A 14647-nucleotide genomic window follows, 5' to 3' on the forward strand; every position below is an offset into this window, starting at 1 on the left:
CACCATGATGGCCGTGCCGACAACACGCACGCCCGCCTCTAAGCCCGTCGTCGCGATGGTCGGCGGCGGTCAGCTGGCCCGGATGACCCACCAGGCCGCGATCGCGCTGGGGCAGACCCTGCGGGTGCTGGCCACCGCGCCCGACGAGGCCGCGGCGCAGGTCAGCCCCGATGTGGTGATCGGCTCCCACACCGACCTGGAAGATTTGCGCCGGGTCGCGGCCGGCGCCGACGCGCTGACCTTCGACCACGAGCACGTCCCGACCGAACTGCTGGACAAGCTGGTCGCCGAGGGCGTCAACGTGCAGCCACCGCCGCAGGCGTTGGTGCACGCCCAGGACAAGCTGGTGATGCGGCGGCGGTTGGAGGCGCTGGGCGCGCGGGTGCCACGCTTCACCGGTATCGGAACCCTCGACGAGCTGGACGACTTCGCGCGGCGCATCGGCGGTCCGGTGGTGGTCAAGGCGGTGCGCGGGGGCTACGACGGGCGCGGGGTGCGCATGGCCCGCGATCCCTCGCACGCCCGCGAGATCGCGACCGACTTTTTGGCCGACGGGGTGCCGGTGATGGCCGAGGAGCAGGTGAACCTGCGCCGCGAGCTGTCGGCGCTGGTGGCCCGCTCGCCGTTCGGTCAGGGCGCGGCCTGGCCGGTGGTGGAGACGGTGCAGGCCGACGGGATCTGCGTGCAGGTGATCGCGCCCGCGCCGGAGCTGCCCGAGGATCTGGCCGCCGAGGGGCAGGCGCTGGCGCTGCGCCTGGCCGCCGAGCTGGGCGTCGTCGGGGTGCTGGCCGTCGAGCTGTTTGAGACCACCGACGGTGACCTGCTGGTCAACGAGCTGGCGATGCGTCCGCACAACTCCGGCCACTGGACCATGGACGGCGCCCGGACCAGCCAATTCGAGCAGCATTTGCGCGCGGTGCTGGACTATCCGCTCGGCGACACCGACGCCATCGCCCCGGTGACGGTGATGGCCAACGTGCTGGGCGCGCCGCAGCAGCCGGCGATGGCGCTCGACGAGAGGCTGCACCACCTGTTCGCCCGGATGCCCGACGCCCGCGTTCACCTCTACGGCAAGCAGGAACGGCCCGGGCGCAAGGTCGGCCACATCAACTTCGTCGGGTCGGACCCGGCAAACCTGGCCGGGCTGCGTGAACGCGCCCAGCGGGCGGCACACTGGTTATCGCACGGTGAGTGGACGGACGGATGGGACCCACATGGCTGAGTCTGCGAGGGTCGGCGTGATCATGGGCAGCGACAGCGACTGGTCGGTGATGGCCGACGCCGCCGAGGCGCTGGCCGAGTTCGACATCGCAACCGAGGTCCGCGTGGTGTCGGCGCACCGCACGCCGCAGGTGATGTTCGACTACGCCCGCGGCGCGGCCGACCGCGGCATCGAGGTCATCATCGCCGGCGCGGGCGGCGCCGCCCACCTGCCCGGTATGGTCGCCGCCGCCACCCCGCTGCCGGTGATCGGGGTGCCGGTGCCGCTGGCCCGGCTCGACGGCCTGGACTCGTTGCTGTCGATCGTGCAAATGCCCGCCGGAGTGCCGGTGGCCACGGTGTCGATCGGCGGCGGCCGCAACGCCGGTTTGCTGGCGGTGCGCATCCTGGGCGCGTCCGACCCTGCGCTGCGGGCGCGGATCGCGGCGTTTCAGGACCAGCTGGCCGAGACCGTGCGGACCAAGGATGCGGCGCTGCAGGAGCTGCACGGTAAAGTTACCCGCGAGTAGCACAAGGAGAGCGCATGGCTAGCTGGGCGGGAAACCCGTCATTCGATCTGTTCCAACTCCCGGAGGAACACCAGGAGCTTCGGGCGGCGATCCGCGCCCTGTCGGAGAAGGAGATCGCCCCGCACGCGGCGGACGTCGACGAAAATTCGCGGTTCCCCGAGGAGGCGCTGGCGGCGCTGAACGCGTCGGGCTTCAACGCGGTCCACGTGCCCGACGAGTACGGCGGCCAGGGCGCCGACTCGGTGGCCGCCTGCGTCGTGATCGAAGAGGTGGCCCGCGTCTGCGCTTCGTCGTCGCTGATCCCGGCGGTCAACAAGCTCGGCACCATGGGCCTGATCCTGCGCGGCTCCGATGAGCTGAAGAAGCAGGTGTTGCCGACGCTGGTCGACGGCGCGATGGCGTCCTACGCGCTGAGCGAACGCGAGGCCGGCAGCGACGCCGCGTCGATGCGCACCCGGGCCAAGGCCGACGGCGACGACTGGATCCTCAACGGCGCCAAGTGCTGGATCACCAACGGCGGCAAGTCGACCTGGTACACGGTGATGGCGGTGACCGATCCGGACAAGGGCGCCAACGGCATCTCAGCCTTCGTCGTACACAAGGACGATGAGGGGTTCACCGTCGGGCCGAAGGAGCGCAAGCTCGGGATCAAGGGCTCACCGACCACGGAGCTGTACTTCGAGAACTGCCGCATCCCGGGCGACCGGATCATCGGCGAGCCGGGCACCGGCTTCAAGACGGCGCTGGCCACGCTCGACCACACCCGGCCCACCATCGGCGCGCAGGCGGTGGGCATCGCCCAGGGCGCGGTGGACGCGGCGATCGCCTACACCAAGGACCGCAAGCAGTTCGCCCAGTCGATCAGCAGTTTCCAGGCCGTCCAGTTCATGCTGGCCGACATGGCGATGAAGGTGGAGGCCGCCCGGCTGATGGTCTACTCCGCCGCCGCCCGCGCCGAGCGCGGCGAGGCCGACCTGGGCTTCATCTCGGCGGCGTCGAAATGCTTCGCCTCCGACGTGGCCATGGAGGTCACCACCGACGCGGTGCAACTGTTCGGCGGCGCCGGCTACACGGTCGACTTCCCGGTCGAGCGGATGATGCGCGACGCCAAGATCACCCAAATCTACGAGGGCACCAACCAGATTCAGCGCGTGGTGATGTCGCGGGCGTTGCTGCGCTGAGGCATGCACGCGCCGACGCCAATGGTCCGAGTGGCCTTGGCCAGCCTGGTGGGCTCGACGATCGAGTTCTACGACTTCTTTCTCTACGGGACCGCGGCGGCGCTGGTATTCCCCCATGTGTTCTTTCCGCACCTGGGATCCACCATGGCGACCATCGCGTCCCTGGCCACCTTCGCGGCGGCATTCTTCTCGCGACCCGTGGGCGCGGGCATCTTCGGCCACTTCGGTGACCGCCTCGGCCGGAAAACCACGCTGGTCGCCACGCTGTTGATCATGGGCCTGTCGACCGTGGCGGTGGGCGCGCTGCCGGGCGCGGCGACCATCGGGGTCGCCGGGCCGCTGATCCTGCTCGGGCTGCGGTTGCTGCAGGGCATCGCCCTCGGCGGTGAATGGGCCGGATCGGCGCTGCTGGTCGCCGAGCACGCGCCCGGCGCCAAACGGGGGCAGTACGGCATGTCCACGCCGCTGGGCGCCGGCCTGGGCCTGGTGCTGGCCAACCTTGCCCTGCTGACGGTCGATTTCACCATCGGAGAAAACAGCCCGGCATTCCTGAGTTGGGGTTGGCGGTTGCCGTTCCTGTTCAGCGCCGTGCTGATCGTGGTCGCGCTGTATGTGCGGCTGAATATCGCTGAGACGCCGGTCTTCGCCTCGCATCAGGCCGAACAGACGTCGCGCACCGTGCCACGCGCGCCGATCGCTGAGCTTTTCCGCGCCCAGCGCCGCCAGGTTCTTCTCGCCTCGGGCTGCGCGGTTGGACCGTTCACCCTGAGCTTCATGGCGGCGACGTATTTGATGAACTACGCCCGCATCGAACTGGGGCACCCGAAAAACCTGATCCTGCTCGTCGGGGTGCTCGGCGGCCTGACGATGACCCCGTGCACGGCCCTGGCTTCCGTGTGGTCCGACCGGGTGGGGCGCCGGCGCGTCCTAATGGGTGGCTTCGCCGCGGCGCTGCCCTGGTCTTTCGCCGTGCTGCCGTTACTGGACACCGGCAATCGGGCGTTGTTCGGCGTCGGCATCGTCGGCACCTACGCGATCGTGGGGTCGCTAACCGGACCGCTGACCTCGTTCATCCCGGAAATCTTCGCGACCCGCTACCGCTACACCGGTGCGGGACTGGCCTTCAACACCGGTGGCGTGATCGGCGGCGCGCTGCCGCCGATGCTGGCGGGCGCCCTGATGGCAACGACCGGTGGCTGGGCCGTCGGGCTGATGATGGCGACCCTGATTCTCGTCAGCCTCGGCTGCACGGCGCTGTTGCCGGAAACGGCGGGAACCGCATTGGCCTCCGTGTGAGGCGGTGCGTCGCCGCGTAGGGTCTGTCCGAGAAGCGAACGCGCGATCCGCGCGAAATGCTGAGCCGTACCCAATAGGATCCACCTTTACAGCGGGGGTGTGGGGCCGGTGTCGCGCACTTCAGACGCAAGGGGCCAGGGGGTGGCAAGTGAAGGACGGGGTTCTCCTTGCGCGCACCCGATAGCCGCCCGGTCCGGGCCTGGCAGTCCTGGCAGTCGCTGTCGCTGCTGCTGGTCGAGGACGACCGCGGCGACGCCGTGCTGGTCGAAGACCTCATCGCCGAGGCGGTCGCCGACATCGACGTGGTTTGGGCGCAGTCGATGGCGCACGCGGAGCGCGCGATGGAATCCGCCCGACCCGACTGCGTCCTACTGGATTTGAACCTCCCCGACGCCAGCGGAATCGACGCGCTCGACCGCATCGCCAAGCACGACGCGACCGTTCCCATCGTCGTATTGACCGGGCTGAACGACGAGTACTTCGGGGCTTCCGCGGTCGCCGCCGGCGCGCAGGACTACTTGGTCAAGGGGCGCGTGGAGCCCGAAATGCTGCGCCGCGCACTGCTTTACGCGATCGAACGCAAACGCGCCGAGCTCATCGCCGCGGATCTGCATGCAAGCCAGCTTCGGGCCCGCGAGAACGCACTACTCGAACGCGGCCTGCTGCCCTCGCCGCGGTTGCTGGACGAGCCGGGTGTCGACATCGTCACCCGCTATCGGCCCAGCCGCAAGAACGCGTTGTTGTGCGGAGATTTCTACGACGTCGTGCAAACCCCGGACCGGGTGACCCATGTGCTGATCGGCGACGTCGCCGGCCACGGACCTGACGAAGCGGCCCTGGGCGCGGCATTGCGGATCGCCTGGCGCACGCTCACGTTCGCCGGCATCGACGCCGCGGACCGGATGCCGCAGCTGGAACAGGTGCTGCACGCCGAACGCACCGAAAAAGGCGTCTTCGCAACGGTTCTCAGCGTGGAGATCCCGCCCGACGGCGCCCCGCCCACCGCGGTGCGCGCCGGGCATCCCGGGATGCTGCTGCACGGTCCCGACACGGTGGAATGGATCGAACCCCCGTTCGGCCCCGCGCTGGGCCTGCATGCCGACGAGTGGCCGCGGCACAAGATCGAAGTGCCAGCGGGACATGGGCTGCTGCTGCTGACCGACGGCCTGTTCGAGGGGTATTCGGGGCGCGGCCGCGAACGCCTCGGCGAGGACGGCCTGCTGGCGCTGGCCCGCGCGCACGCGGGCTTGCCCGGTGCCAAGTTCGTCGACGCGCTCATCGACGGTGCCGAGGAACGCGCGCGGGCCCACGGCGGACTCATCGACGACATCGCGGTGGTGCGCGTGGAGCGGACCACCGAGTGACCGCCGACCGGTCCCGCCGGCCACAGCTGACGGTGCGGGGATGGCAATTTTTGGTGCTGCTGTCGATGGGCCTGCTGGTGCTGCTCGGCGCCGTGGCCGGCGCGGCGCTGCTAAGCCGCACCGATGAGATGACGCGCGAGATGACCGACACCATCCTGCCGGCGCGCGTCGCGGCGGCCGACCTGCAGGCGGCGCTGCGCGATCAGGAGACGGGTCTGCGCGGTTATGTGATCTCCGCCGATCGGCAGTTCCTCGCCCCGTACTACGACGGCGAGCATGACGAGCTGGCGGCGGCGGCCGAGGTGCGGCGCCGAATCGGCTCCCACCCCGACCTGATCGCGGATCTGGATGCGATCGAGAAGGCCTCCGCCGCCTGGCGGGCGACCTACGCCGATCCGCTCATCGCGAGCGTGGCCCCCAACACTCCCAGCCTGGTCACCAGCGCCACGGCCGAACGGGGCAAGGCCGAATTCGACCATATACGTGGGCTTTTCACGGTGCAGAACGACGACCTGGCCAGGGCGCGAGCGCATGCCGCCGACGAAATCCGGCGCGTCGACGACTGGCGCGACCGGGTGCTGGTCGCCATGGTCGTGGTGTTCTGCGCCACCGCGACTTTCCTGGGACTGCTCACCCGGTATGCGGTCACCCTCCCGCTGCAATCGCTGGCCGCGGCGTGCCGGCGAATCACCCAGGGCCACTTCGACGAAGCCATCACGCCGCCGCGCCGCCCGACGGACGTTCGACGCATGGCGCTGGACGTGGAGGACATGCGGCAGCGGATGGTGGAGGAGCTCGAGGCGTCGCGGTCGGCTCGGATGCTGCTGGATGAGCAAACGATCGAATTGCGCCGCTCCAACGCCGAACTCGAGCAGTTCGCCTACGTGGCCTCGCACGATCTGCAGGAGCCGTTGCGAAGGGTCGCGTCGTTCTGCCAGCTGCTCGAGAAGCGGTACGGCGACAAGCTCGACGAGCGCGGTCTGGAATACATCGGGTTCGCGGTCGACGGCGCCAAACGCATGCAGGTGCTCATCAACGATCTGCTCAGCTTTTCCCGGGTCGGCCGGGTGGGCGCGGTCAGCGCCGAGGCCGACCTGGAAGCCGCGCTGGACGACGCGGTGGCCAACCTCGCCACCGCGCTCGAGGAATCCGACGCCGAGATCGTGCGCCCGGCGCAGCGTCTTCCCCGGGTGGTCGGGGACCCCACCCTGCTAACGATGTTGTGGCAGAACCTGATTGGCAACGCGGTGAAGTTCCGGCGCGCGGATCAGCCGCCCCACATCGTCATCGAATGCAAACAGCGCGCCGGTGAGTGGTTCGTGACGGTGACCGACAACGGCATCGGCATCGACAAGGAGTACGTCGACAAGGTATTTGTGATCTTCCAGCGGCTGCACGGCCGCGACCGATACTCCGGCACCGGTCTGGGTCTGGCGTTGTGCAAGAAGATCGTCGAGCACCACGGCGGAACCATCCGCATCGATGCGTCCTACGACGGGGGAACCAGGTTCGAATTCACGCTGCCGGTAAGTGAATCCAGTGAATCCAGTGACGCCGACGCGCGGCGTGTGGCAACCCGACAAGGAGCACCCGAATGACACCAGCCACCCGCCCCATCGAGATCCTGCTCGTGGAGGACGACCCGGGCGACGAGCTCATCACCCGGGAAGCCTTCGAGGACAACAAGTTACAGAACCGGTTGCATGTCGCGCACGATGGCGAGGAAGGATTGAACTACCTTTACCAGCGCGGCGAATTCCAGGATGCGCGGCGGCCCGACCTCATCCTGCTGGACCTGAATCTGCCGAAATACGATGGCCGCCAGCTGCTCGAGAAGATCAAGTCCGACCCCGATCTCAGTCGCATCCCGGTGGTCGTGCTGACCACCTCCTCGGCGGAGGAGGACATTGTGCGCAGCTACAACTTGCACGCCAACGCCTACGTCACCAAGCCGGTCGACCTCGACCAGTTCATCAACGCGGTCCGTCAGATCGACGAGTTCTTCTTGCAGGTGGTTCGCCTGCCGCAAGGCTGACGACCTACAGTGCGCCGGCGGGCTCGGCGGTGCGTACGATGCCGTGCTGGTTCACGCCGACGACTGCAACGCGCCAGAAGCCAAGGCGGGGTACGCAAGGCACCTGACAAACTGTGCAGGAACGGCCGTCACAGAATTCCGTCAGGAAGGACACCGACATGGGCACATTGGCGTACCACCGGCAGGCTTTGACGATCATGAAGCTCACCCTGGTCGCACTGACGGCGGTCGCGGCAGCCACCGGCCTTTCGACGGCTGCACACGCGGATGAGCGCTACGACTTTCAGTCCCCGTCGGGAAACGTCGGCTGTTCGTTGAACCCAGGCGGCGCCTCTTGCGAGATCAAGGACTACACCTGGTTCATTCCACCGCCCCCGGACTACACCATGGGTGGGCGGGGCAACGTCTTTCTCCTCGCCCGAGGCAGCGCACCCGTCGCGGGTCTCTGGCACTCGGACCACCAATTTCCCGATGGCGCCCCAACACTCGACGTCGGCCAATCGCGCACCGCGGGCGCGATCACCTGTGTGAGCGAGAGCGCGGCCATGACATGCACCGACTCCAGCACCGGTCACTTCTTCCGAGTGTCACGCGAGTCCTACCAGGTGGGCTGACCACGCCTGGGAGAATTCGCTACCAGGCGGGGGCTGCGACTGGCTGATGTACCTTTCGGGCGGTCGGACGTCCTCATCGGGCTGGCCGACGATGCTCGTCAGGCGCCGCAGAAGCGGCTGGAGCCATACTTGCCGCACCAGATGGCACCCGCGTTCGCATCGCTGAGTTGGGCGTCGTTGTCGGCTAAGTGGAGCACGGTCGCACCGTCTGGGGCCACGACGAGCTCAGCCTTCCACGCGGTCTGCTGGTTGAGGGTGCCGGACATTCCGTCGCCCCAGGCATCGATGCGCTGGTCCAACCTGATCGTGAGACCCAGGCCGTCGCCTTGCGTCCAGCGCATGGTCCACTTCTCGCCGTCGCGCGCGCTGGACCCGAGCAGGATCGTCCCGGTGCCGTCGGGCGCGATCGTCATCATGCTTTCGTGCCTCTGCCACTTTCCGACGTAGTCGCCGCGCGCCGTCTGCATTGGCGTGTTGTCCCCCGGATCGGCGTTGGCGACCGCGGCGCCCGCGATGAGGGCGATGGCTGCGGCGAGGGCCCCGACCGGGCGGGCAGTGATCTTCGGCATGGTCGGATGTCCCTTCTGGGGGTATTAGGGTCGCACCAAGAACGCTACGACACTTCGACCTGCAGCAGAGAGGAATTGGAGCCCGCCCAGTCGTTCGTCCTGGCGAGGCAGTTTTCATTTGCAGGAACAGCCGTCACGGCCGGGCACAACCAACGACCGCGCCCGGCACGACACCCCCGGACCCCGGACATCTCCGTCCGGAAAGGACGCCCAAATGACCACGATGTCGTACCACAGGCAGGCCATGACAATCACCAAGCTCGCCCTGGTCGCAGTGACGGCGGTCGCGACAGGCACCGGCCTTCCGGCCGCTGCACACGCAGATGAGAGCTACGAGTTTCAGTCCCCGTCGGGCGACATCCACTGCAAGATGGGCTATGCGCAGGGGACCGATCCGGGCGTCGTTTGCACAATCGCTCATGCCACCTATGCGGGAGAATGTCAATCCGGCGGCTTGGTCGCTTGGCCGCAATTCGGACTTTGGCAAGGCGGATTGCCGTCGTCGCCGAAGGACACGCCGTGTGTCGTCGGTGCTAGCAAAACGCCGATATCGCCCACACTCGACTACGGCCAAAAATCGCGCCCGTTTGGCGCAATCAGTTGTGACAGTGAGCAATTGAGCGTTACCTGCACCGACAGCAGCACCGGTCACTTCTTCCGGGTGTCGCAGGAGTCCTACGAGGTGGGCTGATCGAGCCCCAGAATCGTGGACGCCAACGGCGTTGTCTACGTTGTGGATTGCGGCAACGACCGAGTGGTCAAGCTGGTTCCGTGACGCCCAGAAACTCGTCCGTGTGCTGGCCGGGGGCGGGCGGGGGATCGGTGGCCGCGGCGTCAAAGCTCGAGTAGCGGGCGGGCAGGCGGACCACCGAGATCTGCTCGTCGCCGCTGCCGACCGTGAGCGCGAGCTCGTTCTCGGCGAACAGCTCGGTGCTCACGACCTGCTTCCAGGTGTAGGCCAGGCAGGCCATCAGCCCGCCCTCCTGTAGCGCCGCAACCCATTCGGCGGCGGTCTTGGCGGCCAGCGCCGACTCCAGTTCCTCGGTCAGCTCGGGGTAATTGATTGCCCGCGAGCGCTGGGTGGCGAACCGCTCGTCATCGATCAGCTCCGGCCGGCCGATGATCTGGCACAGCTTTGCCCAGTGCTTGGGCACGTAGGCGCTGATGACCAGGTAGCCGTCGGCGGCCTTGAACGCGTCCGACGGCTGGGTGGCAAAGCCAACACCCTTGCGCTTCTTGGCATTTGGCGCCGATTCCGGTTTGGGAGCCTCGCTGGGCTTGTTCAAGTGGATGGTCAATTGGCTGGCCTGGAGGCTGACCGCCACGTCGTACATCGCGACGCGCACGGTGTCGCCCACGCCGTGGCGTTCGCGGTTGAGCAGCGCGGCCAGCACCGCCTGGGCCAGCACGTGACCGCTGGCGGCGTCGACGAGTTGGAACGGAATGATCTGCGGCTTGCCGCTCGGTGTCGGCATCCCGGTGGTCATGCCCGACTCGGCCGCGACCATGAGATCGACGCCCGGCCGGCTGCCGTGCGGTCCGTTGCCGCCGTAGGCGGACAGGCGCGCGTAGATGAGTTTGGGGTTGCGGGAACGCATTTCGTCCGGGCCCAGGCCCATGCGTTCCATCACGCCGGGGCGAAACCCCTCCAGCACGACGTCCGCGGTATCCACCAGCCGCAGGATCTGCTCCTTGGTTTCGGCGTCGGTGAGGTCCGCGATCACCGACTTCTTGCCGCGGTTGTGCGGCAGGAACAGCGTGGCCAGCGGCGGGCGTCCGGGCAGCACGGCGGTGATGTGCCGGGCCGCCTCGCCGGCCGGCGCCTCGACCTTGATGACCTCGGCGCCCAGGTCGGCCAGCACCTGACCGGCCATCGGCCCGGCGATGTTCTGCGTGAAGTCGAGTACCCGGAAACCGTCAAGTGGCTTGGGGGGCTTGCTGTTTGGCATCAGTCGGCCTTTCGTTCGTGCAGCGCCGCCGTGCAGTAGTAGTTTCCCCCGAACGGGGCTTCGGGGTTGGCGGACTGCAGGGGTAAACCGTTGTGCGCCAACAACTGATTCAAAGTGGTGCGGTCCACCCGCCAGCCACGCTCGCCCAGGTAGGTGGCCGCGTCATTGCGGTCGCCGGGAAAGCTCAGATTGTCCAGCGCGATGTCGAGGCCCCTGTCGCGCCACCTGCTGGTGGCGGCATCCAAGGCGGCCCCGCTGGCGCCCGTGTTCACGAAGACCTCGGCCACCAGTCGGCTGCCGTCGGCGCTGAGCGCGGTGACGTTGTCCAGCAACCGGTCCTGCGCGTCCGGGGGCAAGAACCCCAGCAGCCCCTCGGCCGCCCACGCGGCCGGCCGCTGGGTGTCAAATCCGGCTTGTCGCAGCGCCGTCGGCCAGTCGTCGCGCAGATCGATCGCGACGTTGCGCACCTCGGCCGTGGGTGTGGCGCCGAGGCCGGTCAGGGTGCCGGTCTTGAACTCGATGACTTGCGGCTGGTCGATTTCGAACACCGTCGTTCCCGGCGCCCAGGCGAGGCCGTATCCCCGCGCGTCGAGGCCGGCGGCCAGGATGACCACCTGCCGGATGCCGGCCGCGGCGGCCTCGGCGAAGAACGCGTCGATGTAGCGGGTGCGCGCGGCCAGCAGCTCGGTCATGCGCTGCATGCCCCACGCCGCGCCGGGGTCGTCGACGTCGGCGGACGCGAGTTCCCCGGCGGCCCAGCGGGAGAAGAAGTCCAGGCCGACGGCGCGCACCAGCGGTTCGGCGAACGGGTCGTCGATCAGCGCGTCCCGGGTAGCCCGGGCGCGTCCCGCGGCCACCATGGTGGCGGTGGCGCCCACGCTGGTCGCCAGGTCCCAGCTGTCGTTCGCGCTGCGCCCCACCCTGATGGTCCTTTCTGTTGCTGGACACCTTAACGAGCCGCCTTCGTGACACGACTGACGCCCGATGATGCCGGTTCGGAGACCAACACATACCTACCATCACCCGATGACCATCACCCATCCCGTCGGCGACGGCGCCGTCGGCGAGGTTCGCTGCCACGGAGCCGTACCCGCCTGGCCGATTCCGGTCGGCTGGGACGCCGGGTGGCATCGGGACGCCCGGTGGGCGCGGTGGCTGGCCTGGGTGAGCCTGGCCGTGGTGCTCGTCGAGGGCGTCATCGGGCTGTGGCAGGGCCTGGCGGTCGGATCGGTCGCCCTGACCGGGTGGGCCCTCGGCGGCGGGGCCGAGGCGCTGGCCAGCGCGATGGTGGTGTGGCGTTTCAGCGGCGCCCGCACGATGTCTCGCACCGCGGAGCGCCGCGCCCAGCGTGGTGTGGCGCTGTCGTTTTGGCTGACCGCGCCGTACATCGCCGCCGAGTCGATTCGCGACCTGGCCGGCGGGCACCACGCCGAAACGTCGCTGATCGGCATCGGCCTGACGGCGCTGGCGCTGGTGCTGATGCCGACGCTGGGCCGGGCCAACCATCGATTGGGCACCCGGCTGCGCTCGCAGGCCACCGAGGGCGAGGGCACGCAGAACTATCTGTGCGGGGCCCAGGCCGCCGGTGTGCTGGTCGGGCTTGCGATCACGGCATTCTGGGCGGGCGGCTGGTGGGTCGACCCGCTGATCGGGCTCGGCATCGCCGGCGTCGCGGTGTGGCAGGGTATCCGCGCCTGGCGGGGCCGCGACTGTGGTTGTTAGGGGCCGGTGAGCGGGACGTGCGCCGCCGCCTGGGTGCGGTTGTCGACGCCGAGTTTGGCGCCGCCGTCGTGCCCGCGCACTACTCGATCAGTCCAAGCGGTAGCGGATCAGCCGAGAACTGTTGGTCACCACCGCAACCGAGGACGCGTTGTGCAGGATCGCGGCCAGCACGGGGGACAGCGCCCCGCCCGCCCCGATCAGTAACCCGGCCGCGTTGACGGCGATGGACATGCCGTAGTTCTCCCGGATCACGTCGACGGCCCGCGCGCCCAGGTCGCGCACGTCGAGCAGGCGGTGCAGGTCGTCGTTGGCCAGGGCCACGTCGGCGGTCTCGACCGCGACGTCAGTTCCGGCCAGCCCCATGGCAATTCCGATATCGGCGGCCGCCAGCGCCGGGGCGTCGTTGATGCCGTCGCCGACCATGCCGACGACGTAGCCCTCGCCCTGCAGGTCGCGCACCACCTCGAGCTTGTGCTCCGGCATCACCTCGGCGCGCCATTCGTCGATTCCCAGCTCGTTGGCGACGACTTCGGCGATGTCGGGATGATCGCCGGTGAGCATGACGATCCGGCGAATGCCGTTGGCCCGCAACTTCTTCAGCACCGCGGCCGCCTCGGGCCGCACTTCGTCGCGCAGGCTGATCAACCCGACCAGCGTGCCGTCCACCGCGAGCAGCAACGGCGTCTCGGCCTGGCGGCGCAGCCTGGCGACCCACTCCGACGCCTTCTTCGACACCTTGACCTTCTCGGCGCGCAGCAGCGACGGACTGCCCAGCAGCAGGGTCCGCCCGTCGGCCCAGGTGCGCATGCCCAGGCCCACCAACACCTCGCACTCCTCGTGCGGCGGGATGCTGATGTGGCGTTCCTCGGTCGAGCGGATCACCGCTTCGGCCAGCGGGTGACGGGAGTGGATCTCCGAGCTCGCGGCATAGGCCAGCACCTGCTCCGGCTGCCAATCGGAGTGCATGGCAACGATATTGGTGACGACCGGCCGCCCGACCGTCAACGTCCCGGTCTTGTCGAACACGATCGCGTCGACTCGGCCCGCCTGTTCGAGGTGGGATCCGCCCTTGATCAGGATGCCGCGGCGGGCGCCGTTGCCGATCGCCGCGCTGATCGCGGTCGGGGTGGCCAGTCCGACCGCGCACGGGCAGGCGATCAGCAGCATGGTCATCGCGCGCCGGACGTCGCCGGTGACGGCCAGGGTGATCGCCGACACGATGAACGAGGTCGGCACGAAGCGGCGGGAGAAGTTCTCGCCGACCGTCTGGATGGGCGCCCGATCATGTTGCGCCTCTTCGACTCTGGTGATGATGCGCCCGATGGCGGTCTGGTTGCCGACGGCTTCGGCGCGCACCACCAGCCGCCCGCGCACGACGACCGAACCGGCGTGCACATGTGACCCCACGCCCACGCTGACGGGCAGGTTCTCACCGGTGATCGCGGACTGGTTGACGACGGCCTCGCCGTCGAGGACGTCGCCGTCGACCGGGATCGCGATGTGGTCGTGCACCACCACTTGGTCGCCGATCTGCAACGTGTCGATCGGCACCTGCACTTCGGCGCCGTCGGCCAAACGCACCCACGCCGTGTCCTGGTTGCCGCGCAACAACTCCGAGATGGCCCGCCGGGTCCGTCGCAGCGTCAGATCCTGCAGGTACTCGCCGATGTTGAGCAGCCACAGCACGGTCAGCGCGACCACGTTCTCGCGCAGGATGAGGCTGGCCACCGTCGCCGCCGAGACCAGCGCATCGGTGCCGGCCCGACCCGAGCGCAGCGAGCGCAGCGCGCCGCGCAGGAACGGGTAGCCGGTGAAGATGGTCACGCCGCTGGCGACCACCCGGCCGCTCGCGCCGAGCAGCGGCGGGCGCGCGAACACGTAGCGGCGCACGCCCAGCAGGGCCAGCGCGGCGCCGCCGATGACCATGCGCAGCACGTCGGTGTTGCGGATCTCCGAGGAGTGCGGCGCGCGGGCCGGTATCAGCTCGGCCGCGACGTGCGCGGCGTCGTCGATCGCCTTCAGGACGGCGGCGCGGTCGCAACGCTTGGGGGAGTACCACACCACGACGGATCCGGTGCGCGGGTAGGCGTGCACCACCCGCACCCCGTTGCACTGGGCGACGGCATCTTCGACCGCGACGGCGCGCCTGGCGTTGCACCGGACCCATGCGACCCGAACGCGCATTCG

General features: G+C 68.8%; 14 protein-coding genes. 10 read left to right on the plus strand and 4 right to left on the minus strand.

The genetic code is table 11. The features are described from left to right. Window positions 1–4: 4 nt before the first annotated feature. The 8 genes from G6N66_RS04240 (at window position 5) to G6N66_RS04275 (ending at window position 8220) form a co-directional block, all read left to right on the plus strand. A complete protein-coding gene (locus G6N66_RS04240) occupies window positions 5–1222 on the plus strand; it encodes a 5-(carboxyamino)imidazole ribonucleotide synthase (RefSeq protein ID WP_163645778.1) in 1218 nt (405 codons plus the stop codon). After that, complete coding sequence (purE, locus tag G6N66_RS04245) at window positions 1215–1730, plus strand: 5-(carboxyamino)imidazole ribonucleotide mutase (RefSeq protein WP_085231498.1); 516 nt, start codon at window positions 1215–1217, stop codon at window positions 1728–1730. Before G6N66_RS04240 ends, purE begins: the two co-directional genes overlap by 8 nt. Before the next feature lie 14 nt (window positions 1731–1744). Continuing rightward, window positions 1745–2911, plus strand: coding sequence for an acyl-CoA dehydrogenase (locus tag G6N66_RS04250; RefSeq protein WP_085231497.1), 1167 nt, complete (start codon window positions 1745–1747; stop codon window positions 2909–2911). Between the two features lie 21 nt (window positions 2912–2932). Further along, window positions 2933–4207: an MFS transporter gene (locus G6N66_RS04255; RefSeq protein ID WP_085231496.1), complete on the plus strand. Its 1275-nt coding sequence runs from the start codon at window positions 2933–2935 to the stop codon at window positions 4205–4207. Window positions 4208–4425: 218 nt separating this feature from the next. Beyond that, window positions 4426–5571, plus strand: a complete 1146-nt coding sequence (locus G6N66_RS04260; RefSeq protein ID WP_085231568.1) for a PP2C family protein-serine/threonine phosphatase — start codon at window positions 4426–4428, stop codon at window positions 5569–5571. Beyond that, window positions 5568–7169 carry a sensor histidine kinase gene (locus G6N66_RS04265; protein ID WP_085231495.1) on the plus strand — a complete coding sequence of 534 codons (1602 nt, stop codon included), beginning with the start codon at window positions 5568–5570 and terminating at the stop codon, window positions 7167–7169. Before G6N66_RS04260 ends, G6N66_RS04265 begins: the two co-directional genes overlap by 4 nt. After that, the gene (locus G6N66_RS04270; RefSeq protein ID WP_085231494.1) at window positions 7166–7606 is read left to right on the plus strand and encodes a response regulator; all 441 of its coding nucleotides are present in this window, start codon (window positions 7166–7168) and stop codon (window positions 7604–7606) included. Before G6N66_RS04265 ends, G6N66_RS04270 begins: the two co-directional genes overlap by 4 nt. Before the next feature lie 158 nt (window positions 7607–7764). Continuing rightward, window positions 7765–8220 carry a hypothetical protein gene (locus G6N66_RS04275; protein ID WP_085231493.1) on the plus strand — a complete coding sequence of 152 codons (456 nt, stop codon included), beginning with the start codon at window positions 7765–7767 and terminating at the stop codon, window positions 8218–8220. A 98-nt stretch (window positions 8221–8318) separates the two neighbouring features. Here the strand turns inward: G6N66_RS04275 and G6N66_RS04280 are convergent, their stop codons facing one another. Then, a complete protein-coding gene (locus G6N66_RS04280; protein ID WP_085231492.1) occupies window positions 8319–8789 on the minus strand; it encodes a hypothetical protein in 471 nt (156 codons plus the stop codon). 214 nt (window positions 8790–9003) lie between these two features. Between G6N66_RS04280 and G6N66_RS04285 the strand changes: the two genes are divergently transcribed. Then, window positions 9004–9480, plus strand: coding sequence for a hypothetical protein (locus tag G6N66_RS04285; RefSeq protein ID WP_085231491.1), 477 nt, complete (start codon window positions 9004–9006; stop codon window positions 9478–9480). 67 nt (window positions 9481–9547) lie between these two features. Here the strand turns inward: G6N66_RS04285 and G6N66_RS04290 are convergent, their stop codons facing one another. Further along, on the minus strand, window positions 9548–10738 hold the full coding sequence (locus G6N66_RS04290; RefSeq protein WP_085231490.1) for a CoA transferase: 1191 nt from the start codon (window positions 10736–10738) through the stop codon (window positions 9548–9550). Beyond that, on the minus strand, window positions 10738–11598 hold the full coding sequence (locus G6N66_RS04295; RefSeq protein WP_276012579.1) for a class I SAM-dependent methyltransferase: 861 nt from the start codon (window positions 11596–11598) through the stop codon (window positions 10738–10740). Before G6N66_RS04295 ends, G6N66_RS04290 begins: the two co-directional genes overlap by 1 nt. A 166-nt stretch (window positions 11599–11764) precedes the next feature. On the opposite strand from G6N66_RS04295, the gene G6N66_RS04300 reads away from it, so the two are divergent. Beyond that, window positions 11765–12460: a cation transporter gene (locus tag G6N66_RS04300; protein ID WP_085231488.1), complete on the plus strand. Its 696-nt coding sequence runs from the start codon at window positions 11765–11767 to the stop codon at window positions 12458–12460. A gap of 87 nt (window positions 12461–12547) precedes the next feature. On the opposite strand, the gene ctpC is transcribed toward G6N66_RS04300, so the two are convergent. Next, the gene (gene ctpC / locus G6N66_RS04305; protein ID WP_139825061.1) at window positions 12548–14644 is read right to left on the minus strand and encodes a manganese-exporting P-type ATPase CtpC; all 2097 of its coding nucleotides are present in this window, start codon (window positions 14642–14644) and stop codon (window positions 12548–12550) included. Window positions 14645–14647: the final 3 nt, after the last annotated feature.

This window comes from Mycobacterium conspicuum (assembly GCF_010730195.1).
GTDB classification, from domain to species: Bacteria; Actinomycetota; Actinomycetes; order Mycobacteriales; family Mycobacteriaceae; genus Mycobacterium; species Mycobacterium conspicuum.

What these genes read in the sequence shown, in the direction of transcription:
- G6N66_RS04270 (WP_085231494.1), top strand. Translation starts at nt 7,166, where the DNA reads ATGACACCAGCCACCCGCCCCATCGAGATCCTGCTCGTGGAGGACGAC.
- G6N66_RS04300 (WP_085231488.1), top strand. Translation starts at nt 11,765, where the DNA reads ATGACCATCACCCATCCCGTCGGCGACGGCGCCGTCGGCGAGGTTCGC.
- G6N66_RS04295 (WP_276012579.1), bottom strand. Translation starts at nt 11,598, where the DNA reads ATGGTGGCCGCGGGACGCGCCCGGGCTACCCGGGACGCGCTGATCGAC.
- G6N66_RS04285 (WP_085231491.1), top strand. Translation starts at nt 9,004, where the DNA reads ATGACCACGATGTCGTACCACAGGCAGGCCATGACAATCACCAAGCTC.
- G6N66_RS04250 (WP_085231497.1), top strand. Translation starts at nt 1,745, where the DNA reads ATGGCTAGCTGGGCGGGAAACCCGTCATTCGATCTGTTCCAACTCCCG.
- G6N66_RS04280 (WP_085231492.1), bottom strand. Translation starts at nt 8,789, where the DNA reads ATGCCGAAGATCACTGCCCGCCCGGTCGGGGCCCTCGCCGCAGCCATC.
- ctpC (WP_139825061.1), bottom strand. Translation starts at nt 14,644, where the DNA reads ATGCGCGTTCGGGTCGCATGGGTCCGGTGCAACGCCAGGCGCGCCGTC.
- G6N66_RS04255 (WP_085231496.1), top strand. Translation starts at nt 2,933, where the DNA reads ATGGTCCGAGTGGCCTTGGCCAGCCTGGTGGGCTCGACGATCGAGTTC.
- G6N66_RS04275 (WP_085231493.1), top strand. Translation starts at nt 7,765, where the DNA reads ATGGGCACATTGGCGTACCACCGGCAGGCTTTGACGATCATGAAGCTC.
- G6N66_RS04240 (WP_163645778.1), top strand. Translation starts at nt 5, where the DNA reads ATGATGGCCGTGCCGACAACACGCACGCCCGCCTCTAAGCCCGTCGTC.
- G6N66_RS04290 (WP_085231490.1), bottom strand. Translation starts at nt 10,738, where the DNA reads ATGCCAAACAGCAAGCCCCCCAAGCCACTTGACGGTTTCCGGGTACTC.
- purE (WP_085231498.1), top strand. Translation starts at nt 1,215, where the DNA reads ATGGCTGAGTCTGCGAGGGTCGGCGTGATCATGGGCAGCGACAGCGAC.